At 69.7% G+C, this 22,221-nt stretch carries 17 protein-coding genes and 7 pseudogenes; 15 read left to right on the top strand and 9 right to left on the bottom strand.

Annotation, left to right across the window (positions count from 1 at the left end; all coding sequences use genetic code 11):
* Window positions 1–126 precede the first annotated feature (126 nt).
* From AC1VWI_RS42940 to AC1VWI_RS42915, 6 genes are all read left to right on the top strand, one after another.
* Complete coding sequence (locus AC1VWI_RS42940) at window positions 127–258, top strand: hypothetical protein (protein ID WP_499516469.1); 132 nt, start codon at window positions 127–129, stop codon at window positions 256–258.
* Window positions 259–420: 162 nt separating this feature from the next.
* The gene (locus AC1VWI_RS42935; protein WP_499516468.1) at window positions 421–1,236 is read left to right on the top strand and encodes a sulfite exporter TauE/SafE family protein; all 816 of its coding nucleotides are present in this window, start codon (window positions 421–423) and stop codon (window positions 1,234–1,236) included.
* 102 nt (window positions 1,237–1,338) lie between these two features.
* A complete protein-coding gene (locus tag AC1VWI_RS42930) occupies window positions 1,339–1,674 on the top strand; it encodes a hypothetical protein (RefSeq protein WP_499516467.1) in 336 nt (111 codons plus the stop codon).
* Window positions 1,671–2,117: a MerR family transcriptional regulator gene (locus AC1VWI_RS42925; protein ID WP_499516466.1), complete on the top strand. Its 447-nt coding sequence runs from the start codon at window positions 1,671–1,673 to the stop codon at window positions 2,115–2,117. The genes AC1VWI_RS42930 and AC1VWI_RS42925 overlap by 4 nt, the downstream gene beginning before the upstream one ends.
* Window positions 2,098–2,412: a mercuric ion transporter MerT gene (gene merT, locus AC1VWI_RS42920; RefSeq protein ID WP_499516465.1), complete on the top strand. Its 315-nt coding sequence runs from the start codon at window positions 2,098–2,100 to the stop codon at window positions 2,410–2,412. The genes AC1VWI_RS42925 and merT overlap by 20 nt, the downstream gene beginning before the upstream one ends.
* 11 nt (window positions 2,413–2,423) lie before the next feature.
* Entirely contained in the window at window positions 2,424–2,759 is a 336-nt protein-coding gene (locus AC1VWI_RS42915) for a YnfA family protein (RefSeq protein ID WP_499516464.1), read from the top strand.
* Window position 2,760: 1 nt separating this feature from the next.
* On the opposite strand, the gene AC1VWI_RS42910 is transcribed toward AC1VWI_RS42915, so the two are convergent.
* The gene (locus AC1VWI_RS42910) at window positions 2,761–5,814 is read right to left on the bottom strand and encodes a Tn3 family transposase (protein WP_499516463.1); all 3,054 of its coding nucleotides are present in this window, start codon (window positions 5,812–5,814) and stop codon (window positions 2,761–2,763) included.
* A 274-nt stretch (window positions 5,815–6,088) separates the two neighbouring features.
* Window positions 6,089–6,331, bottom strand: a complete 243-nt coding sequence (locus AC1VWI_RS42905; protein WP_499516462.1) for a hypothetical protein — start codon at window positions 6,329–6,331, stop codon at window positions 6,089–6,091.
* Window positions 6,332–6,689: 358 nt separating this feature from the next.
* Here AC1VWI_RS42905 and AC1VWI_RS42900 point away from each other — a divergent pair.
* Window positions 6,690–6,909, top strand: a pseudogene (locus tag AC1VWI_RS42900) (glutamate-cysteine ligase family protein); the annotation flags it as partial.
* A 69-nt stretch (window positions 6,910–6,978) separates the two neighbouring features.
* The gene (locus AC1VWI_RS42895) at window positions 6,979–7,257 is read left to right on the top strand and encodes a sigma-70 family RNA polymerase sigma factor (protein ID WP_499517054.1); all 279 of its coding nucleotides are present in this window, start codon (window positions 6,979–6,981) and stop codon (window positions 7,255–7,257) included.
* Between the two features lie 62 nt (window positions 7,258–7,319).
* On the opposite strand, the gene AC1VWI_RS42890 is transcribed toward AC1VWI_RS42895, so the two are convergent.
* Window positions 7,320–7,835, bottom strand: coding sequence for a GvpL/GvpF family gas vesicle protein (locus AC1VWI_RS42890; RefSeq protein ID WP_499516461.1), 516 nt, complete (start codon window positions 7,833–7,835; stop codon window positions 7,320–7,322).
* Window positions 7,836–8,288: 453 nt separating this feature from the next.
* Window positions 8,289–9,482 (bottom strand): PP2C family protein-serine/threonine phosphatase, encoded by a 1,194-nt coding sequence (locus AC1VWI_RS42885; protein WP_499516460.1) that lies wholly within the window; start codon window positions 9,480–9,482, stop codon window positions 8,289–8,291.
* 475 nt (window positions 9,483–9,957) lie between these two features.
* On the opposite strand from AC1VWI_RS42885, the gene AC1VWI_RS42880 reads away from it, so the two are divergent.
* The 3 genes and pseudogenes from AC1VWI_RS42880 to AC1VWI_RS42870 all read left to right on the top strand — a co-directional run.
* Window positions 9,958–10,452, top strand: a complete 495-nt coding sequence (locus AC1VWI_RS42880) for a DUF6328 family protein (protein ID WP_499516459.1) — start codon at window positions 9,958–9,960, stop codon at window positions 10,450–10,452.
* Between the two features lie 114 nt (window positions 10,453–10,566).
* A pseudogene (locus tag AC1VWI_RS42875) lies at window positions 10,567–10,784 on the top strand (CDGSH iron-sulfur domain-containing protein).
* Window positions 10,785–11,446: 662 nt separating this feature from the next.
* Window positions 11,447–11,698, top strand: a pseudogene (locus tag AC1VWI_RS42870) (flavodoxin family protein); the annotation flags it as partial.
* A 57-nt stretch (window positions 11,699–11,755) separates the two neighbouring features.
* Here the strand turns inward: AC1VWI_RS42870 and AC1VWI_RS42865 are convergent.
* Together AC1VWI_RS42865 and AC1VWI_RS42860 are read right to left on the bottom strand one after the other, a co-directional pair.
* Window positions 11,756–12,513, bottom strand: a pseudogene (locus tag AC1VWI_RS42865) (leucine zipper domain-containing protein); the annotation flags it as partial.
* A gap of 108 nt (window positions 12,514–12,621) precedes the next feature.
* A pseudogene (locus AC1VWI_RS42860) lies at window positions 12,622–12,705 on the bottom strand (NAD(P)-dependent dehydrogenase); the annotation flags it as partial.
* 18 nt (window positions 12,706–12,723) lie between these two features.
* Between AC1VWI_RS42860 and AC1VWI_RS42855 the strand changes: the two are divergent.
* Window positions 12,724–12,942: an SOS response-associated peptidase family protein gene (locus AC1VWI_RS42855; RefSeq protein ID WP_499516458.1), complete on the top strand. Its 219-nt coding sequence runs from the start codon at window positions 12,724–12,726 to the stop codon at window positions 12,940–12,942.
* Between the two features lie 1,502 nt (window positions 12,943–14,444).
* Window positions 14,445–15,068: pseudogene (locus tag AC1VWI_RS42850) on the top strand (TIGR03557 family F420-dependent LLM class oxidoreductase); the annotation flags it as partial.
* A gap of 11 nt (window positions 15,069–15,079) precedes the next feature.
* On the opposite strand, the gene AC1VWI_RS42845 reads toward AC1VWI_RS42850, so the two are convergent.
* Window positions 15,080–16,288, bottom strand: a complete 1,209-nt coding sequence (locus tag AC1VWI_RS42845; protein ID WP_499516457.1) for an ISAs1 family transposase — start codon at window positions 16,286–16,288, stop codon at window positions 15,080–15,082.
* Window positions 16,289–16,514: 226 nt separating this feature from the next.
* Between AC1VWI_RS42845 and AC1VWI_RS42840 the strand changes: the two genes are divergently transcribed.
* Both AC1VWI_RS42840 and AC1VWI_RS42835 read left to right on the top strand, forming a co-directional pair.
* Window positions 16,515–16,778 carry a hypothetical protein gene (locus AC1VWI_RS42840; RefSeq protein ID WP_499516456.1) on the top strand — a complete coding sequence of 88 codons (264 nt, stop codon included), beginning with the start codon at window positions 16,515–16,517 and terminating at the stop codon, window positions 16,776–16,778.
* A gap of 75 nt (window positions 16,779–16,853) precedes the next feature.
* Complete coding sequence (locus tag AC1VWI_RS42835; RefSeq protein WP_499516455.1) at window positions 16,854–17,156, top strand: DUF3040 domain-containing protein; 303 nt, start codon at window positions 16,854–16,856, stop codon at window positions 17,154–17,156.
* A 7-nt stretch (window positions 17,157–17,163) separates the two neighbouring features.
* On the opposite strand, the pseudogene AC1VWI_RS42830 reads toward AC1VWI_RS42835, so the two are convergent.
* Both AC1VWI_RS42830 and AC1VWI_RS42825 read right to left on the bottom strand, forming a co-directional pair.
* Window positions 17,164–21,679 (bottom strand): annotated as a pseudogene (locus AC1VWI_RS42830) (cation-translocating P-type ATPase).
* Window positions 21,676–22,197 carry a hypothetical protein gene (locus tag AC1VWI_RS42825; RefSeq protein ID WP_499516454.1) on the bottom strand — a complete coding sequence of 174 codons (522 nt, stop codon included), beginning with the start codon at window positions 22,195–22,197 and terminating at the stop codon, window positions 21,676–21,678. The pseudogene AC1VWI_RS42830 and the gene AC1VWI_RS42825 overlap by 4 nt, the downstream one beginning before the upstream one ends.
* Window positions 22,198–22,221: the final 24 nt, after the last annotated feature.

Below are 22,221 nucleotides of genomic sequence, written 5' to 3'. Positions count from 1 at the left end.
CCGGGCAAGGTCGCCGACTTCCTTCGCTCGGCCGACCTGGAGCCCGCCGAGCGGGCCGCGCTCGACCAGGGGGTGACCGTACGGCGCGGCTAGGGCTACACCCTGCGCGTCAGCGCCATCCCCGCCGTGCACCGCCAGCTCCTGGCCCGCTGCCAGCCGCTCGACAGCGACCAGAGCATCCCTGCGGTCCCGGCGCAGCGCAAGGCCCGTCGCGAGTACGAGAAACGCGTCAGCACCCTCGCACCGATCGGACCATGATCGTTCTCAGCGCCAACCGCTGTACCGATGTTCCCCGAGGCCGGGATCGAAGGCCTGCGATCTGTGAGACCTGCTGAAACGTGAGGGGGCCTGCGGTGTCTTTCCCCGAAGGTGGGGTCGTGCCGTAGCGAGCGCAGGCCGCGACCAGCGAGGATGCCCGCTGTGGCCATAGAGAAGAACCTCGCTCCCGTACGTTCGACGCACCCGGCGCCTCTGGTGTTCGGTGCGGGAGCAGCCATCGGCGTTCTCGGCGGGATGATCGGCTTGGGAGGAGCGGAGTTCCGCCTGCCGCTGCTGATCAGCCTGTTCGGGTTCGCCGCGCTCTCGGCGGTCATCTTGAACAAGGCGATGAGTCTGGTCGTGGTCCTGGTCGCGCTGCCTGCCCGTCTGGCAGCGGTCCCGGCCTCGGAGGTGGCCGCCCACTGGCCTGTCGCGGTCAATCTGCTGGCCGGGAGCCTGCTGGGCGCGTGGGCCGGAGCGTCCTGGGCGGTGCGCATGCGCAGCTCCACCCTGTACAAGGTGCTGGCTGCGCTGATGGTCCTCATGGCCGCAGCCCTGCTGGTCACACACACGACCGTCCTGGAGACACTCTCCCTGCCACTGTGGGCTCAGGTGCCCTGCGGTGTCGTGGCCGGGTTCGGCATCGGGGTGGTCGCGGCGATCATGGGCGTGGCTGGGGGCGAGTTGCTGATCCCGACGATCGTGCTGCTGTTCGCGGTGGACATCAAGACCGCGGGAAGCCTCTCGCTGCTGGTGTCGCTGCCGACCATGCTGGTGGCCTTCGCCCGTTACAGCCGCGACGGCAGCTTCGCCGTGCTCGGCGCCAACCTCCGCTTCACCCTGACCATGGCAGCAGGCTCGATCGCCGGCGCGGTACTGGGCGGCCTGCTCCTGGACGTGTTCGCGGACCTGGTTCTCATCCCTGTGCTGGCGGTGATCCTGCTCGTGTCCGCGGTCAAACTCGCCCGCCACACCTGAGGGCGGACAAGCGCGCTCACCAGCTTGCATCCGGTACCCAGGTACAGGTTTACCGTCGGAGGTGTCCCCACCCCAGGGGACGTGACGACGGGAGTGAGCGCGATGAGTGATCTTGCGTGGGTGCCGCAGTCCTGCACCCTGCCCACCGAGGAGCGGCCCCTGCGGGTCGCCGAGTGGGATGCGCTGTTCTCCGAGCGGCTGACCTCGCTGACCCGGCCGCAGCCGCTCCACCTGCGTCTCGACCTGGCCGGCGGCCAGGGCGTGGAGGACAGGGTCCGTGACCTGGTGGAACGCGAGAGCGGCTGCTGCTCGTTCTTCACCTTTACCACCACCCCCGGCCAGGACCTGATCCGCCTGGACATCTCGGTGGACCAGGCGCACGAGGCCGTCCTGGATGCCCTGGCGGCGCGGACCGCTGCCGCCGGGGAGCAGCGGTGAGTACGGGCCTGCGCAGCGGGCAGGTCGCCGAGGCGGCCGGGGTGAACATTCAGACGCTGCGCTACTACGAGCGGCGCGGCCTGCTGGCCGAGCCGGAACGCAGCAACGGCGGCCACCGTCTGTACGGCGAGGACGCGGTGACCGCGCTGCGGGTGATCAAGGCCGCCCAGCGCCTCGGGTTCACCCTGGAGGAGGTCGCCGAGCTGCTGGAGGCCGGCCGCCACCGCCACGGCCGCCCCGTCGCGGGCCTCCAGGAGCGGGCCGCGGCCAAGCTCGCCGAGGTCGACGCGAAGATCGCCGACCTCACCACCATCCGCACCGCCCTGGCCACCGCCGTCGAGGCCGGCTGCGACGACCTGACCATCTGCGCCTCCAGCGCCTGCTGCCCCATCCCCTTCACCGACCTCGCCGAGGAGAACCGCCATGCCGGACCCTGCTGCTGACCCCCGCCCCCAGCGCGCCCCGAAGGCACTCGGGGGCCTAGCCGCCCTGGCCTGCGTGGCGTGCTGCGCGCTGCCCGTCCTGATCACGGCCGGAGTCGTCGGCGCCGGTGCGGGGGTGGTGGTGGGCTGGCTGCCCGCCCTCGCCGCCGTCCTGGCCGTGCTCGCCGCCGGCACCTGGTGGTACGGCCAGCGCCGCCGCCCCTGCTCCTGCGCATCGAAGACCGCAGGTGAGGGCGGGTGCGGCTGCAAGACGTCCGCCGACCCGCTGAAGATCACGAGCACCGGCCGCCGGTAGGGTCGGCCGGTATGACCGTCGCTCGTTCCGTTGCCCTGTTCGTCGTCGCCGCCCTCTTCGAGATCGGCGGCGCCTGGCTGCTGTGGCAGGGCATCCGCGAGCACAAGGGCTGGGTGTGGATCGGCGCCGGCGTCATCGCCCTCGGCCTCTACGGAGTGGTGGCCACCTTCCAGTCCGACGACAACTTCGGCCGGATCCTCGCCGCGTACGGCGGGATCTTCGTGGCCGGGTCGATCGCCTGGGGCATGGTCGCCGACGGCTACCGCCCCGACCGCTACGACGTCATCGGCGCCCTGGTGTGCCTCGCAGGGATGGCCGTGATCATGTACGCGCCCCGCAGCCACTGACCTACTCCTCGTCCACCGCGTCCGCATCGCGCAGGGGCCGCAGGCCGCCGGGCAGGTCCGGCAGCGAGAAGGAGTAGCGGCCCAGCATGTTGATGTGGTGCCGCACGAACGGCGACAACCGGGCTACGTCCGCATCCCGTACCTCGAAGCCGTCGGCGCGCAGCCGCGTGACGGCGGCGTCCATGTAGCGGGTGTTGAACAGCACCAGGGCGTTGAGGACGAGTCCCAGGGTGCCGATCTGATCCTCCATGCCGTCCTGGTAGCGCTGGTAGAGCTGCCCGGCCCGTCCGTGGAAGATCTTCCGGGCGAGCGCGTGGCGGCCTTCCTGGAGGTTGGCCTGCACCTTGATCTGGCGGCGGTAGCCGGGCTCGTCGGCCAGGCGCAGGATGTGCAGGGTCTTGGCGATCCGCCCGTAGTGCGCGATCGCGTCCCCCAGCGGTGTCGGCCGCCCGTCGCGCGACAGCATCCGGATCACGTCGTAAGCGCGGACGGCTCCGGTGTGGATGGAGCCGATGATCCGCAGGATGTCCTCCCAGTGCCGCTCGATCCGCGCGAGGTCGACCCGGCCGCGGGCCGCGTCCTGGAAGGCCCCGTAGTCGGCCGCGCGGTCGATGCGCCACATCTTCTGGTCCGGCAAGTCCGCCAGCTGCGGCGCGTACGCGAACCCTGCGAGCGTGAGCAGCCCGAAGACGATGTCGCTGTAGCTCGCGGTGTCGGTGACGATCATCTCCGGGCGCTTGCCGCCGTCGCGGTCGTAGAGGACATCCAGCACGTACAGCGAATCGCGCGGGGTGCCGGCCACCACCTTCCCGCCGAGCCCCGCCGCCTGGTCGTTGATCATGTTGAGCCAGGTCGCACCGCCCCGGCGCCCGAAGTACTTCGGGTTCGGCCGGGCGTACACCGAGGGCACCGGCACTACGAACCGCATCCCGTCCACCGACGCCACCAGTCCACCACCCCACGCGCGGGCGAGAGGGATGGATGCCTGGTGCTCGATCAGGGTGGCGTTGGCGGCCCGGTAGGTCGCCAGGCGCAGATACGTCTGGTCGACGTGGGACAGCCGCCCGTACTTCAGCGCGTCGATGCCGCTGATGACCGGCGTGTAGCCGACGTTGCAGCCGTGCGCGACCAGCAGCGCGGCGATCGTGACGTACAGGTCCTTCAGCCGGGCCTCGCCGCCGGTGACCGAGGTGAACGCCTGGTCGGCGCCGGTCCAGGAGAACACTTCCAGCAGTACCTCGGGCAGGTCGACGCGGGGCAGCATCGCGTTCACCGCGGCCCGCAGATCGAGCAGGGAGGCCGGTTCGGGCTCCGGCTCCAGGGCGGCGAAGTGCAGCCGGCCGTCGTCGAAGACGATCTGCGCGTTGTCCGGCAGCCGCCCCGAGACCTCCCGGTAGGTGCCGTCCAGCAGCGCGGCCCGCGCCGCCAGGTGCTCGTCCGCCGCGGCCGGCAGCCCGAGGGAGGCCAGCACGGTGGGCTTGGCCTGCTCCCACGCCTCACCGGCCAGCAGCTTCGCCCGCGGGTCACCCCACTTGGAGGAGTTCTTCGCGAACACCTCCTTCCGGCGCAACATCCGGTGGAACTGCTCCAGCACGCAGAACACGTACGCCTTCCAGTCCACCGTGCCCGGCTCCAGGTGCGGGGCCGCCAGCACCAGGCGCCGCCACGACCCCACCAGCAGACCGGTGTCGATCTCGGCCGGGCCCACCTTCTTGCGGCCCATCAGATCCGGCAACGACTTCAACGCGGTCAGGACCGGCAGCCCCTCCGGGGTGGCGCCGAAGTCGACCACCTTGACCAGCAGCTTCAAGAACGGCCGGACCGTGCCGAACCGGGTGACCAGCATCGACCGCCATGCCTCGTCCGCATCCGAGTCCAGCGGCGGCGTCAGCTCGAACAGCGCGGCAATCGCGGCGGCCAACTCGTGGCGGGGCACCACCGCCTCGATCTGCTCCCACATCGCCTCGAACGACTCCACCTTCGGCCCGCTGACCTCGCCGGTGTCGGTGTCGACCTGCTCGGCGGTGGTGTCGAACACGACCTGGAACGCGGTCGCCAGCTTCGCCGACGCGCGCTCCACCCTCGGCAGGGTCTTGATCTTCTCCTTGACCGTCTCCCGCTCCGCCTTGGCCAGCAGCTTCGTCGCGATCAGCACCTCCAACAGGTCCAGCGCGTCGTCCACAGCCCGGGTCGTCAGGTAGACCGCGGTGGCCAGCAGCGTCGCCAGCCGCCGCGAATCGCCGTGCCGCCGCAGCAGCGACGCCTTGCCGTCCACCCCGTACCGCGACAGCTCCGCCAGCCGCCGCGGCGGAATCGCCGAGACGTCCAGCACGCCCATCCCGAGGTCGGCGATCTCCTCCGCCCGCTGAAGCGACCACTTCATCTGCGGCCCGGACACCCGCACCGGACCCCGGCGCAGCCGGTCCAGCTCCGAGACCCGTGCGCCGGGCGGCACGGTCAGCAGCGAGTCCAGCACCGCCCGCTGCCCGGTGTTCAGCAGCCCGTACAAGGTCTCCCACAGCCGCTGGTTCGCCGCCTCCCGCACGGAGGCGACCAACCGGGCCAGCGTCGTCACGCCGGGCAGCAGCACCCGGCGCTCGCGCAGCCAGCCGGCCGCCGCGTCGAACAACGCCTTCGGGCCCTCGCCCGTCGTCCAGGCCCGCGCGTCCACCCACACCCGCAACTCCGGCTCCGCCTCGGCGAACTCCCGGTACTCCAGGACCCGCCGCAGCTCCCGCACGTGCTCAAGCCGGGTGTTCTCCCGCTCGCCGTACGCCTTCAGCACCGACGCATCTCCGATGTCGAGCTGCTCGGCGAGGTAGTCCACCACCTCCACCGGCACATCCGTCGGATCGTCCAGGAACACCCCGAGATACCGCGCCGCCGTCAGCTGCACCGCGAAGCCCAGACGGTTGTGCGCCCGCCGCTTGCCCTCGATCAGCTCCCGATCCGCGTCGTCCAGGAAGAAGAACCGCTCCAGCTCCGTACGCGACGGCGCCCCACGGAACGCCGCGTAAGCGGCAGCCTGCTCATCCGTCAAAAACTCGACCGGCACCCCGGACCTCCAGACAATCGATCAATACGACTGCCGAAGGTTCGGCCCTCACAGAAGCCCAGGTCAAAGCCCTCTCAGCACCGGGCAAGGCTTAGCGCCGGTTTTCGTTCCGATGTTCCTCAAGCCCCGTCACCGCGGGCACAGGGCACGGACCCTGTGCCCGCGACGCCACATGATGCCTGCTGTTGTGCGCGAACGGTGCAGAGAGCAGGGGGCTGGCGCTTGTGGCAGGCGCCGGCTGCCGTCGTAGTCTGAACTTGTCCGTCCGGCCGGATCAGGCCCTACGGGGGCCGATTAAGGCCGGGCGGGCCCGGCACCACACGTCGGGGCCGCCGCCGCGCCACTCGATCACGTCCGGGTCGGCGATGTCGAACCAGGCGGGATCAAAGCCAGCGAGCCAAAGAAACTGCTCCAGTTCTGTCATGTTACGGGCAGTCCCGAAGTACACCCCGTTGATCGTGACCCCGCGGCCGTCCACGGGCGGAAGGACGATGACGGACGGCTCCTTGACGGGCATATATCCAGCGTGTCTCACGCGGAACGCGGGTGCATCCTGGAAGTGTGGCCCTGCCCGTGCGGAGGGGACGCAGCCCTCGTGGCGGGGTCGCCCAAACGTCTGCCTGGCCATGCGAGTTGTCCACGCGGCTGGCCAGGTGGGCACGAAGGCGCGGTCCCGTCGCTTCCTCCGGGGCCTTCGGCGGGGCCGCTCCGTCGCGAGTTCCTTGACGAGACGGCCACCGAGAGCTGACCCCGCTGACTCGACACGTTGGCCAACCGTACAGTCGAACATATGAGCGACTTGCCGTCTGATGCTGAGCGGCTGCGGGTAATCCGGTTGTACCTTCAGCTGCAGATCGACGCGGTCGACGCGAAGATCCGCCCTGCTGGCGCTGAGCGCCAATTCGCCCTTTTGGCAGGGGCAGGACAGTGGCTACGCCAGTTACCGAAGCCGTGTATGGGGCAGATCGCCTCGGCTGGCCCCGTGGAGCCCCTCGGGTCCGCCGATCGCTACCACGACCTGGTGCGCACCATGGTGGCCACTGGGGCACTGCGGACGAAGGCATGATCTATTTCGATGCCAGGTTGTCGCGACGCAGGGGAGAGGGAGCCCCGACCTGCTGCCCTGCCACGCCGCCGAAGGCCAACGCCTAATCCGCCGCCTCACTGGATGCCCCGCCGCCTCAGGAAAGCGCCGGTTCCGGTACTGCCTGGACCGACCGCTTCGGCTACGAGGACGCCCGGCTGGACAGGGTCGCCGATTTGCACGCCCTGAAGCCGCTGCTGGACGAGCTGCCTGAGCGCGACCGGCTAATCATTTCGATGCGGTTCGGGCAGGACATGACCCAGGCTCAGATCGGCCGGGAACTGGGGGTGTCGCAGATGCATGTCTCCCGCCTCCTCTCGCGCATCCCGACCCCGCTGCGCGGCCAGATGGTGGCCTGAGGTCTCCGGTCGTCCGGCAGCGCGCACCAAATCGCGGCGGTCATTCCCGGCCGCGTGGGCTGCTACGACCGGCCGAAAGGTTCCTGCGCATAGCCTCTGGGCTCGGGCCGGGGCAAAGCGGCTGGGGAGAGTGGATCAGGCTGGTTCCGCGGGCGGGGTGAAAATGTAGGGGGCGCCGGGTCCGGTGATTCGGTCACCTCCCACTCCTGCTGGCCAGCCAGCGAGGTCAGCACGTCGGTGAAGTGCTGATGGTGCGCTGCCACCATCGCCGCCAATTGTTCCTGGTCCCGGTGTACGGTGGCCAACTTCAGCGTCAGCACGCTGGTGTGCTGAGCCAGGGCGTCTACGGTGCTGCGATGTATGCGAGCAGTCGCCTCCAGCCAGGAAAAGTCTTCCAGATGCCGTCTGAGTGCCTTGCGGGTGTATTCGATGCGCGGCACTTTGCTGACGGCTACGGCCAGGTCCGCGGTGTAGATGATCCGAACGCGGCGGCCAGCAATCCCACGTAGGTGCCGCAGGGCCTTGTCCTGTCCGGTGAAGGGCAACAGGACGGCGTAGCTGTACAGGGCGGTACTCAACGGTCCGTTCTCCCCTCGGGTAAGGTTTGGTCTGGGCGATTGAGCCGTCCGCTGGCTGTGAGGTACCTGGGGCCGCACGACGGATCGCCGGGAAGGTCCGTGATAATCCGAACGCGTTGCCGACGGGCCACCCATGGTGGCGTCTACCCGGGGCAGGGTGCGTGCGCTACGCGAGTCCCCCGCTGGTCCCCGGCGACGCCGAGTTGGTTGCCCGCCGTATTACCGCGGTCTGCTGGACACCCGTCAGCGCCTCGCGGACCAGCAAGCCGCCTTGCCTCGCCGAGCAAGGGTTGGCTGGCACGTCACCTCAGTTCCAGGCCGCCACCTGACTTTCGCTTGGATGCCGAGCCCCTCATGGCACCCTTTGAAAGCGGCCGGGGTTGCTCGCGCTCTTCAGGCGCTGGCCATGTGTGCAGGGGGTGAAAGTTCGGCATGCTGAACCAGCGTGCGCCGCTACGGGGCAGCTCCGATCCATTCGCAGATGAGGACGGTGGCGTCGTCTTTGAGCCTTCCACGATGGTGCTCGACGACTGCGTGCATGAGTCGGCGCAAAGTTTCCGGGGCCGGCATGCCATCGGCCTGCTGGCGGATGATGAAGTCGGTGAACCGGCCCCGGCCGAATTCGTTGCCTTGCGCGTCGCGGGCTTCTGTGACGCCGTCGGTGTAGAGCAGGACGCGGTCGCCGCGTTGGAGATGTTCGTGGCACGTCTGGACGGGCAGGCCCAGGTCGCTGCCCATTGGGTGCGAGGGCGGGCAGTCAAGGACGTGCACCCAGCGCCCGCCACGGATCAGCACCGGCGGCGGGTGACCTCGGTTGACCCACGTGAAACGGCCGGTGGAAAGGTCCAGGTCGGCCAGCACGCCCGTGATGTACCGCTGGTGCGCAAACTGCTCGATGAGCACCTCCTCGATAGCGGCACTGGCCGCCGCAAGGCCGACGCCGTGACGGCGCTGATTACGGCAGGCGGCCATCGCGAGTTGTGACGTCAGCCCGGCGGCGTTGTCGTGGCCCATGGCGTCGAAGATCGCCAGATGGAGTACGTCGCCCGCCAGTGCGTAGTCGAATGCGTCCCCGCCGACCCGGTAGGCCGGCTCCATCTCGGCGCAGACCACCACCCGGCCGTCGGCAAACGCCCGCGGGGGCATGAGCGCCCACTGCATCTCGGCGGCGATGTTCATAGACTCGACGCGCACCAGACGCGCATGCGAGTCGCTCGAAAGCCGTTTACTGACGAGCTGCAGTCCCACCAGAGAAGCGAGATACTCGGCCGCATCAAGGCCCACGCCGAGGGCTACGTCGACCCGCAGGACGCCCAGACGATGCGTGCCGTCAAGGATCGGCACCCAGTGGCGCTGCCGACCCGGTCCGGCACCCGGAGCGGTCATGATGCGGGTGTGGCGGAAGGCACGCCCCGGCAGCGTCGTTTCGATGCACAGCTCCTCACCGTCCCGGCCGGCATCGAGCCCGACGCCCGTCAGCTCTCGGAGCACCTCCTGTCGCAGGTCCGACACATAAACGCGGGCATCCTCCAGCTCCGCCTTCGCCGCGTGCTCGGCCACCAGCCCGGGAAGTTGCTCGATGCTCGCCAGGTGACCGGCCTGCAACAGGCCACCCAACATCCGAAGCACGTCATCGGACCGCGCCATCCAGTCGCCACCCTTACTCACCGATCCGTCCCCCACCCATCGTGCGCCTCAGGACCGAAGAGCAGACGCATTGCCATCCGCCTGGCTCGCCGCGTCGCCGGTGGTGAGGAGGGTCCCTGAGAGCCGGCGTACCCTGCAAACGGTCCACCCGGCTGGCCGTGTGAAGGGCCCGCGGCGGCCGCTTCGCCAAAGCAAACACGACGGCTGGGCGAAGCGGCCCCGCCCGCTGCCCTCGATGGGGGCAGATGATGGAGCCCCAATATCGTTTTGTTTCATATCGAAACCAACCTGCCCCTGCCACACCAGGAGCAGCGCGACCTCTGCAGTGCTGGCAGGCTGGTGCGGCGATCCGTCCGTTCAGGGCACCCGGCTCGCCCGATCGGACGGGCTTGTGTCGCGCCCACGCTGCCACCAGTTGGGAGGGCGGTAGACAGCAAGGTGACAATGCCGCCGAGCCGCCTGTGAGAGAGACGCCATGGCCGCTGACGCCCATGCCTCCGGACGCCATGAGACCGAGGAAGAGCGCGCGGACCGCAAATGGGGCGAACTGATCCAGGAGGTGCGCGTCGCCCAGACCGGCGTGCAGATCCTCTTCGGTTTCCTGCTGACGGTGGTGTTCACTCCCCGCTACGCGCAGCTGCAGCACGCGGACCAGGTCATTTACCTCGTCACCGTCGCCCTGGGGGCCTCGGCCACCGGCGCCCTGGTCGGGCCGGTGGCCTTCCACCGCCTGGTGTCGGGGCTGCACATCAAGCCGCAGACAGTGCAATGGGCCTCCCGCGTGACCTTCGTGGGTCTGATCCTGCTCCTCGCCACGATGACAGCGGCACTCTTGCTGGTGCTGCGCGTAGCCACGCAGGACCCCTTCGTCCCATACCTGGTCGGCGCGGTCCTGGCCTGGTACCTCATGTGCTGGTTTGTCCTGCCCTGCTGGGCACGGGTTCGCTTCGCAGGTCACCGGCACAAGTGAGCGGACGGATCCAATGGCGGCGGCTGGCTGCCAGACCCCCAACCTCGGCATCAGCCCTTACGCCGCACGTGAGGGTACCCGCGCCAGGACCTAAGGAAGAGCTGATGGTGATCCGTGCCGAACGCGAACGGTGAACCAGCGCCGACGCGCGTGACGATCACCCGGGACGGACCGATCCTGATCGAAGGCCCCGTCGCCTGGACGACTGCCGTGTCGTGCGTTCCGACCGCTTCGTCGTGGCTGTCTGCGCCTGCAGCCGCATCCGCACGTACCCGTGGTGCGACACCAGCCATCGCCGGCGCGCCCGGCCTGCCCCGGCTCCCGCGGATTAGGTCCCCGGAACGGCGGTTGCCCTGCCCTTGACCGGGGACGTCCGGTCAATCCGGCCTCAGCGGGGATGGTCGGCCGAGAACCGCGTTTCGGGGGCCAATTGCTCGGCGGATGGTTCCGATGGTCGGCCCACGCGCAGTGGCGGCAACGTGAGCAGCCTGCGGGCGCACAGTTCCTGTACGACGAGGAGCAGCACATTGCTCTGGTCCAGCCCACGCACCCACGCCGCGTCTGGGGCCGGCGCGGCTTCTACGGGCGACGCATCCCGTGGTCGCGGGACGCGTGGAGTCTGTCGAGCGGGTTCCTCAGCGCACTACCGCGATATCGGCGCCGAAGACTTCGTCTTGATAGGGCAACCGGGTGATGCCGCTTGGAGCCGATCACGTCTGGGTGAATCGGCTTGAGACTCAGCGTGATCCAACACAGCAGGTACCTCACCAGCCCATCGCCGCAGCGGTACCGGACGCCGTCGCGTGGTGACATGCCTGCTTCCGGCGGAGGCGCCCGATTCGGCTCACGCGCGGCTCTGACCGGGCGGGTGACACCAGCACTTTTCCGGAACGTACCCGTGCACCAGAGGTAGGTAGAGCCGCATGAAAGCTCTCGTCGTCAACTGCACCCTCAACGGTCGCCGCAGCCGTCCAACATCTACGCCATTGCAAGGGTGGCGGCGGACCAGCTCGCCGCCTGCGCCGTGGACATCGACTGCGTCCGCGCCGTGGACCTCGACATCAAGCCGGTAGTGACCAGCGACGAAGGCAACGGAGACGCGTGGCCCGAGGTCCACGGCAAGCTGTTGTCCTCGGAGATCCTCATCGTCGCCTCCCCCATGGTGGGTAGGACCTCGTCGATCGCCCAGCGCGTGCTGGAGCGCATGAACGCCATCATGTCCGAGACGGACGACCGTGGCCGACCGGCCGCCTACAACCGGGTGGCCGGTGTGGCGGTGACGGGCAACGAGGACGGCGCACGTGAACTTCTGGCGGGCTCCGATGGTGTGGCAGGCAGCCTGGAAGTCGTGCGAGAGCCGGTAGTTCTTGGCGTTGTCGGTCATGATCCGCGTGATGTGCGTGATGCCGTGGGTGCGGAAGAACGCGGCGGCGCGGGTCAGGAAGCCTGCGCAGGTCGTGCCCTTCTCGTCGGGCAGGATCTCGGCATAGGCCAGCCGTGAGTGGTCGTCGATGGCGGCGTGGACATAGTCGTAGCCCAGACCGCGCACTGCGGCTTGGTGCCACGGCCGTGGGCGCGGTGTCCGCCGCCGTCGGGGATCTTCCCGAGCTTCTTGACGTCGAGGTGGATCATGTCGCCGGGACGGGCGTGCTCGTAGCGCTCGGTGCTGGCGCGCGAGGCGCGGATGGCCTGTCCGGTCAGCGGGTCGCAGGCCGACAGTGGTGGCACGTGTTGGCGGTGCAGGATGCGGCTGACGGTGCGGGCCGGCACCCCGGTGTAGTCGGCCAGGCGCTAGGGTCCGCATCGCAGTTCGCGGCGGGCGGAGAGCACCCGCTGTTCCACGTCGGCGGGTGTGCGACGCGGGCACTGGTGAGGGCGGCTGCTGCGGTCGTGGAGTCCGGCCCAGCCCTCGGCCCGGTAGCGGTTGACCCAGCGATGAGCACACTGCCGAGAGACCCCCATCTCCTTCGCCACGTGCGCGACCGGCCGCCCGTCGAGGACGACACGACGCACGAGCAGGCATCTGCCGTGAAAGGTCAGCCGGGCATTAGCGTGGGCCACCAGGACCTCCGAGGTGAGTGAAGACGGCAATCTCCACTACGCCCGGAGGTCCTGCCATGATCAAGCACCGGCCAGCACTGTCACCAACGTGTCGACCGAATACAGCTAGTCCAGCAGATGGGCGCTGGGCTTGTACGCCTGAACGGAGCTGGTGTTGATGATCGAGCCGCCAGCGGTGAGGTGCTCGAGGGCCATTGCAGCGAACACGGCATGGCCTTCGCCAGCCTGTACGAATGGTGGCGGAACCAGGATATCGCGCACGATGACGACCCGGGCACTTGGCTGGCGACCTGCACGATGATCACTACCGAGGCGACCGATCTCGCCGGACGGCTCCGTCCCCGTATGCCGCTGACCATCGCGGCTGCCGACTACGACGCATGGCTCCTCCCGGAACACCAGGACGTCGACGAACTCCGCGCCTCCTGACGGCCCCTGCTGGTGGCCACCTGTCGGTCCGACCCCTACGGCCTGACGGCGCTCAGCGGGGCGGCTGGCGGAGACGCAGCACCAAGCGCTTGCTGTGCTCATCGATCTCCACGGCCCCACCCCGCTACCAGCAGGACCGTCCGCGGCAACGAGGTCAGCCTCAACCAGCGCCCCCGCCCTGGCCCTGAGCGGCGAATGGTCACAGCAGATCGTCCGCCACTGAACCTGCCCCGACCACCACGGTCCCCGACCACAGCGGTCGCACACCCACGCGCCCCCTTCCAACGACCGTCGCAGTTCCCGCCGATCGAGAGGTGAGTGCCTCCGGCTGGTGATCGCCGTCAACTCACGGGTGCGGCAGGAAAGCCCGCAAACACAGCGGACGCGCCTGGGTGAGGAGTTCACGGGTAGGCGAGGAGTCGGAGCAACCCTTCCCCCGGGGCACCACTCGGAGGTCGAAACCTCCGCGGCTCCCCTCCGCAACCACACGGTGAGGCGAAATGCAAGATCGAATAGTTATGGCTTACAAAGAGTGGCCCGACGGGTCTCCCCTGTGGGTTCTCATCACGATCATCGTGATGATGGGCTCGCTGGCGCTCATCGCCAAGCTGTTGCGCGACAAGAAGTGACACATCAGAAGGTACGGCTAACGCGAACTTCCCTCCGGTCCGGGGTACGCCGCTGTCATGCCGCGTCTACTGAGTTCGGCACCGATGACGCCGTGGACGTTGGGCAGCGGCAACCCTCGCGCCCCGGCCGTCCGGTAGCCGCCACCCGGCAACGACATGGCCTGCCGTGCCCGCCACGTGGCTGGACCAGCCACAAGACTCCCGACAAGAGCACGGGCACAAGCTCCGCAAGATCGAGGACGCCGCTGCGTGGCCCACCTCCCACCCGCGCCACGCTGTTCGAGCACCGTTTGCAGGATGCCAGGTTGTTCCAGATGGAGGTCGTGTTTCCAGCCCCGGGGACGCTCATGGCCAGTGTCCCGGATCGCTGCTGGAGCAGCCTGCCTCATTCCTCCGCAGTCAACGCCGCTCATCTGGCCCGCAGCCTTCGCGCCGCCCCAGTACCCGCCCAGCTGATCCCACCCTGAGCGGCCCATTCCCTCCGGAACACTCGACGACGGTCCCGCTTCGCCCAGCACCAAAACCCCAGTCCCTTACCTCAGCGCCGCCGTGCCCACCGGCCCCCGCTCACAGCGCGCCAGCGCGCCAGAAACGCGCATGATGGGAATACGGACGTTGCCATGGAACGTGCCTAGATTGGCGATGCGGGCCGTGCTTCCGCCCGCGGTTCCTCAGCGACGCCGGCTGGATGCCAGCCAGCATAAAGTGCCTTGCCGCAGCGCTCTCCCCCGGAGCCCCTACAGCCAGGCAAGGTCGTTGACGACGATATCCCAATGTGGCCCAGGGGCACGTAGAGCTGCTGCACAGATCGAGGAGACGTTTGAGTGCCGAATCGCTCGTCGCCTGATCATCAACCTGTAAGAAGGAAACGCTATGACCGCCCACGGATACTTCCTGTCCTCGGAGGAGTTCGCCCCCGCGGAACTGCTCGACCAGGCACGCATGGCCGAGCAGGCCGGTTTCCAGGCGCTGGCCATCTCCGACCACTTCCATCCTTGGAACGACGAGCAGGGCGAGAGTTCGTTCGTCTGGTCCATGATCGGTGCGTTGTCACAGGTGACGTCGCTGCCGATCACCACTTTGGTTACCTGTCCCACGGTGCGTCTTCATCCGGCGATCAACGCCCAGGCCGCCGCGACAGCGGCCGTGCTTACCGAGGGCCGATTCCGTTTCGGTCTGGGAAGCGGTGAAGCACTCAACGAGCACATTCTCGGCGACGCTTGGCCCGAGGCTGCTGAGCGCCTGCAGATGCTCGAAGAGGCCGTGCAGATCATCAGGAAACTCTCCACAGGAGAACGCGTCACGCACCACGGCACCCACTACACCGTGCAGAACGCCCGCCTCTACACCATTCCCGCCGAACCGGCTCCGCTTTACATCTCAGGCTTCGGGCCCGAAGCCGCCGCGCTGGCCGGCCGCATCGGGGACGGCTTCGTCACGATGACACCCGATACGGCGTTGGTGGAGCAGTTCCGGCGGGCCGGTGGCGGGAGCAAGCCAGGGCTTGATCAAGTTCCGTAGGTGTCCGGATCGTTGGTGATGCCCAGGATGGGGAGTGCTCGCTCGGGTTCGTCGCGGATGGCTCGGGTGGTCTTGGCGATGTTGTCGGCTCCGAGGGTTTTCAGCACGCCGATGGCGAGGTTGCGGAGGGTCGCCATGGCTCGTGGTGCGGTCCCCGCGTGGACGGTGGAGGCATCCTCGGCGAAGGTGACGTCCCTGATGTGGTGCGAGGAGTTCTCGATTCCCCAGTGCCCGCGAATCGCGGCGGCCAGATCGGCCGGGCCGGCCTGGTGGGCGTCGAGGCTGGTGACGGCGTAGACACTCTCACGGGTTTCGCGCTTGCCGGTCTGCTTGCGGCGGCGGTGGACGCGGATGGCCAGGCGGCCGTGGGGGAAGGCGATCCCGCCGAGTTCCTCAGCGATCGCGCAGGTCTTGATCGAGCGGGACTCGCGCCTGCCGTGCCCGAAGGCGGAGGCGGTGTGCTGGACTGCGATGTCCCGCCACGGCAGGGCCGCGAGCTGGCGGTGGGCGATCGGCTGGTTGGTCTTGATCACGGCGATGTAGTGGGCCTTCTTGGTCTCGACCAGCCAGGAGATGTTCGCCTTGACCGAGTGCAGGGCGTCGAAGGTGACGACGGCGCCAGCCAGGTCCAGCGGCGCCAGGAGCGGTTGGAAGTGTGTGGTTTCGTTCGTCTTCGCGCCGACCTCCACCTGGGCGAGGGTCACGACGGTGCCGTGGGTGACCGCGGAGAGCAGATGCCGGCGCGTCGCGGCCAGACGGGCTGATCCCTTGAGTGCTTTGCCGTCGACAGCGATCACGCGCGGCCGCCCGGACGCGGAGGGCGACGGCGCCTGGGCGGGCTCGGTGGCGGCGCGATGCCGGTCGGCCAGGTAGGCGCCCACCGCCCGGTCCAGGGCGTCACCGTCAACAGCCCCCAGCACACGGCCGATCGTGGCAGGCGACGGAGCGCGCCGCCATCTGAGCAGGTGGCGGCGGATACCGATCACTGTCAGGAGTGCGTTCGAAGCACGCTGGCCCCACTCGGCGAGTTCGTCGATGCTCCTGGCTCCCGAGACGACCGCGCAGGCGGACACCAGCAGGATCGCGGTCAGCGAGTACCACCGGCCCCGCCGGGAGCGCGGGTCGGGTACCGAGTCGAAGTAGGGACGCAGGTCGGCGATCCGACCGGCATCCAGTGGACCCAGCTTCACCAGCACGGCAGGGATGGGAGAAGATACAGCGGCAGGCACGGGCAACCTCGTGATCATCGGGCTTAGACACCACAATGATCACGAAGCCCGTGCCTGCCCTGTTATACGCCCCAACCGGTCACAACCCGACCAGCCGCACACCCCAGGAACTTGCAGCCGCCCTGGGAGCAAGCCGGTCATCGGCGGACTGAAGGTGTGCTGGGACACCGACCGAACGCGCGCGGTGAAAACCGTGCACGGGCTGTGGCCCAACGAGCAGCTTCCGGGCGAGCTGGCCCAGATCGTCCCCACCCCGGAGCACTTCGAGCAGGCCGCCACCCTCGTCACCGAGGACATGATCGCCGACGCCATCGTCTGCGGCGACACCACCAACGACCATGTCGAAGCGATCGACGAGGTCTACGTGAACCAGATCGGACCCGATCAAAAGCAGTTCTTCGACTTCTACCACGCCGAGATCCTACCGAGGCGGTCCGCTGGTTGCTCCGCCGGTTGATCTCTGCGCAGGGCGCGTGCCCTACTCGTGGTGCCCAGAGCGGAGATGTCGACGATCACCTGCAGGGGGTCCAGAATGGTTCTCGACGGAATCGAGCGCCTGCTCCGCCATGAGGACCGGGCGCTCGCTCGGCGACTGCGCACCATGCGCATCCGTACCCCCGTGCGGGAGGTCGCGGCGCGGTTCGCGCGGTGGCCGCGCGCCCTGCTGGTGACCTTCGTCGCCGGCACCACCCTGGCCCTGCTGCTGTCGGCGACGCTGACCAAGGACGCCCCGCTGGTGTGGGTCGGTGCGGCCTCGTGGGTCGTCACCTTGCTCGCCGCCGCATGGCCCACCTCGCAGAGGTGGTGGACTGGTTGGCGCAGGCGGGTCGTGTAACGGGCCCTCAGGTGGTGGACGGTGAGCACGGGGCGAGCGCGGCGAGGGCAACTGCTGCGGTCACCCCGGCCCAGGCGACGGGGCCGAGCGGGGTACAGCCGAAGAACTGGCTCACGCCGGGGGTCTGGATGACCGCGATGAGCGCGGCGGCGGAACCGAGCACCGTGAGCCACACCATGGGGCTGTGACGGCGACCGGTCACGGTCTGCGTCAGCTGGGCACCGACCACTCCGCACAGCGCCATGGTGCTGGTACGCCGGGCGCTGCCAGGGGTGATGGTGCCGACCAGCCAGGCGGCCGCGGCGCCCAGAGCGGTGAGGATTGCCGCGGTGGCGGATCTGCCGGGCCAGGGGTGCGCCCAGGATTCCCAGGCCCAACGGTGCGGTGCCGGTCCGTTCCGCTCCCTGTTCCGTGTCGGCGCTGGTATCCGCAGTGCCTTGGGGGGTCACGGCGACCGCCATGGCCGGGAACATGTCCGTGAGCAGGTTGACCAGCAGCAGTTGCCGGGTGGACAGCGGGGACGTGCCGGAGACCAGGGTCCCGAACAGGGAGAATCCGATCTCACCGGCGTTGCCGCCGATCAGGACGGTCAGCGCGTCGGCGACGCTGTGCCACAGGGCGCGGCCCTCGGCGACCGCCTCGATCAGCGCGGAGAGTTCGTCGTTGACGATGACCAGGTCGGCGGCGTTGCGCGCGGCCGCGGAGCCCCGGACGGCTATGCCGACGCCGACGTCGGCGGCTCTGATGGCGGCCGCGTCGTTGGATCCGTCACCGACCATGCCCACGACTCGTCCGGATTCCCTGAGGGCCTCGATGACCTGGAGCTTCTGCTCGGGGGCGACGCGGGCGACGACGCCGCAGTCGCGTACGAGCTCCGCCCGTCCGGTGCGGTCACGGGCGGCAAGCTCGTCCCCGGTGACGACGGAGACGTCCTCGGGCCAGCCGAGTGCGACGGCCACGGCCTTGGCGGTCTCGGGGTGGTCACCTGTGAGCATCACGGGTCGTACGCCGGCCTTCCGGAGGCCTGAGATCAGCGGTGCCGCGTCGGAACGGGGCGTGTCCGCCAGCGCGATGAAGCCGGTGAGCATCAACTCATGCTGCTCCAGGGGACTTTCCAGTGCACCCTCGAACTGGTCCGACTGCAGTTGGTGTTCCGCGACAGCCAGGACGCGCAAGCCCTCCGACGCCAGCCTCCGAGCCGTCTCCATCGTGTCGTCGGCGTCGGGGCAGAGGGGCAGCACCACCTCGGGGGCGCCCTTGACCACGAGCAGCGGGGTGTCCTCCGCGTCGTGACCGGTGGCCGAGGCGTAGCCGCGGGTGGCCTGGAAGGGCTGGGTGTCGCCGGGGGCCCAGTCCAGGTCGTCGCCCGCCGCCTCGAGGACGGCACCGTCGGTGGCGTGCGCGTGAACGCCGTGGTCGTCGTCGGCCTGGGGGCAGGTCCGGGCGGCCTGCCGCAGGATCGCGTGGCCTTCAAAGGATTCGGCGTCATGGTCGTGGCCGTCGGGCCCGGCGGTGCGGACCACCCGCAGCCGGTTCTCGGTGAGGGTGCCGGTCTTGTCGAAGCACACCGTGTCCATCCGGCCCAGTGCCTCCAGGGTGCGCGGGGTGCGCACCAGCACTCCGTGCTCGGTCAGCCTGCGGGCGGCGGCCAGTTGGGCGACGGTGGCGGTGAGAGGCAGCCCTTCGGGCACGGCCGCGACGGCGACGGCCAGCCCTCCGGCCACGGCTTGCCGCACGGGGGTGCCGCGCAGCAGCGACACTCCGGTCACCGCGGCTCCGCCTGCCAGGGTGAGGGGCAGGACGGTCGAGGTCAGTTCGCGCAGGCGGGCCTGCACTCCGGGCGCGGGCGGCATCCGGGCGGCCAGGTGGGCGGCGCGGCCTGCCTCGGTGTCGTCTCCTGTGTCGACCACCACGGCACGACCGTGGCCCGCCACCACGGTCGCGCCCTGGAAGACCATGCAGTCGCGGTCGGGGACCGGGACCCGGGGGGTGGCTTCCACCTGTTTGAGGGTGGGCAGGGACTCCCCCGTCAGGGAGGACTCGTCGACCTCCAGGTCCTCCGCTTCGAGCAGCCGCGCGTCGGCGGGGATCACGTCACCGGTCTGGAGGTCGATGATCTCTCCGGGGGTGAGCCGTCGGGCCTCGACGGTGCGCGTGTCGCCGGTGTCCGGGTCGACCACCCGGCGGGCCTGCTGACGCTGGCTCACGGCAAGTACGGCCAAGGCCTGTTCGGCGCGGAGACGCTGGATGCCACCGACGAGGGCGTTGACGCCCATCGCACCGGTGACCAACAGGGCGTCCACAGCCGAGCCCAGCAGAGCGGAAGCGGTGGCCCCGACGGCGAGCACGGGGGTGAGGGGGTCGTTCAGCTCGGCACGGACCACGCCGGCCAGACGACCCGTCAGGCGCAGTGGCGCGGCTACGGGTGACGCGGCCACGGCCTGGCGGACGCGCCCAGCCGCCGACCGGGCACGGGGCGTCTCATGGCGCAGCGACCGTTGCGTCTCCCGCAGCCGGTCGACGACCTCCTGGGGCTCCAGAGCATGCCAAGGCACACGCGGCCGGGGCCGTGGGACGTCGTGGTGCAGTACGTGCCGGGCGCCGCGCCAGCCGTCGACGAGGGCAACTGCCGCGGCGGCGTTGACCGGGCTCAGCCGCAGCCCCACACGCCAGGCGGCGCGACGTCCCCGCGAACCGCGTGTGAGCACCATCAGTTCCGACAGGGCAGCCCCGGCCTCGGCCAGGATCTTGGCGTGCCGGGCTGCGGTGTGGGCGCCCGGTACCGCGGTCAGCAGCCGCCACACGCCGGCCAGGTCGTCCAGGACGAGCGCGTCCGCGGCCCACAGCACGGCGCTGCTCCCATCGACGACGGTCACGGCCACGTCGCTGCTGAGCAGTCCCGTGGGCACATCGCCGTCGGGTCCGGTACCGGGGGCCGCCCGAGCCACCGTGAGCACGATCCGCCGGGACTGCCGAAGTTGACGAACGAGGTCCGTCAAGGTGACCTCCTCGGGGGTGAGTTGGTCGGCGAGCGCGCCGAACTCGCCGAGGGTCCCGTCGTCAGCCACGACCACGTGCAGGCCGGCCCGGCGGGCCACGTCGAGCACCGCCTCGGCCAGCGGGTCGACTTCCCTGCCGACGAAGACGGTGCCCACCTCACGGTTGTCCTGGTCGAGAGCGGTCATCTGCCCGGTGCGGGTGCCGGGGGCGGTGCCGGGAGCAGGCCGCAGACGCACCTCTCGGCCGGTGCCGGATTCACCGTCCGTCGGCTGCTCGTCTTGGTCCCGAACCGTGGCCGCGGCGGCATGCCACAGCCGGTCGTGGTCCCAGTCGTCGCCCCGGGGGCTGACCTCCATAAGGGTTCGTTTGCGTCCACTGATCACGGAGTGGTGCAGCACGATCGTGTCGACCAGCTCCAGCTGCCGGATCCTTTCCAGGTCCCGTACAAGCACCTTGCGACGGGCCAGGCCGGTGCCCAGGGCGGCGGTGAACGTGACGGGCCCATAGCGGGCGGCCCGCGGCGCGGCGGCGAGCACCGCCTCGGCTGCCTCGGCGCCATTGCGCATGAAGACCAGCGTCGCAGCCGCACCCAAAAGCCCTCCAGTGACGGCCTGGTCCGCGTACTGCTGGGCCGGCAGCACATGAAGGCGGGGCCGCCGCACCCGGGGCGCGGGCAGACTCTCCCGTTCGGGCGCGCACAGCCGATCGTGGACCTCGTCGAACAACGCGGAACGCGCGACGGATTCGACGAGCTGACCCGCGCGCAGGGCCGCGTCCAGCATGAGAGCCGTCGGGGACTGCCCGAAGCCGTGGGCGGCGGCGTAAGCGGCGGAGAGGACCACATCGGTGGCCGGTGTCCCCAGCCTGCGCTGGAGCCAGGTCCGCGGTCGGGAGTCCTCGCGCAGCGCCGTCACGGCCGCGGTCACCATCCGCGGGGAGCTGCGCAGGCGCAGCACCCGCGCGGCTGTCGCGGTGACGATCCCGGCCACGTCGCAGCCCAGGGCGGCGGCGTGTACGCGAGCCGCCGGGGCCTGCCCAGGGTGATCGTGGTCCAGCATGGGTTCCGCGGGTTGCTCCAGCTGGTGGGCGTCGGCGAGTTCCACCGCCCGGCCCGCCACCGTGTCGGCCACCGCGTCCTGTGCCAGCCGCACCACCAGCGATTCGAGGCCACCGTCCCAGTACGCCGCCAGCACCTCGGGGTGTTCGGCCAGCGACCGGGCTACCTTCTTCGCCGCCGCCTCCACCTGCCGGCGGTCCAAGGCCACGCCGGGGCGTGCCCGCAGAGGGACGTGCAGGCGGCGGTCGCCAACCCAGCAAGAGCCCGCGGTGACCGCCTGCTGGGTGGCCCGCCCCAGCCGCACCGCACCGTGTGAGGCGGTCACGGCGCTGCGCACTGCCGCGCGCGCCCCGGCGTTCGCCAGAGGGACCACGTGACGCGCCACGCCAGTGGGCGCGCTCGCCGCGAGCCGCAGGCCCGCGGCGGGCAGCCCGATCAGCAGTCCAAGCCCGTCCAGCGGCCTCATGTGTCGGAGGCCTTCGCCTTCTTGCCTTCCTTCGCCTTGACCTTGGCCTTGCTCGGCCCGCCCTCGGGAGTAGGCAACTCATAGGGATCGGTCATCGCTGCCGGCCCCTTCTCGGCCGTGGGGGACTCGCGCGTCTCCGTTGCTGACATGTGCCCCTGCGCGTGGGATTCGGCCGGAATCCGCGTCTCCGGCGGGATCATCGAGTCCTGCATCTCCGGCATGCCCTGCGCGGCCTGCGTCTGGGCCTGGTCCTGGACCGGCGCTTGGGCCCGCTTCGCGCCCGGCCGCTGCTGCGTCAGCCACACCGCGGCCGCGCCGGCGGCCGCGACCGGCCACTCGACGACCCCGGCAACGCCCAAGAGCCCGGCCCCGGTGTAGGCGGCCACCCGCCGCGTCCTCGGCGACACCACCCCGACCGTGTCCAGTACGTTGTCGACGGCCCCTTTGACCGTGTCCGCCCCTGGCAGCCGCTGCGCCGTGGACTTCATCGTGTCGAGGGGGTGCGCCATCGCGTCCATGACGGCGGAGGATCCATTACGCCC

Source organism: Streptomyces sp. TOM-9, from assembly GCF_056858595.1.
Note: the sequence above shows the minus strand (reverse complement) of the source record. Positions and strands in the feature narration are given on the sequence as shown.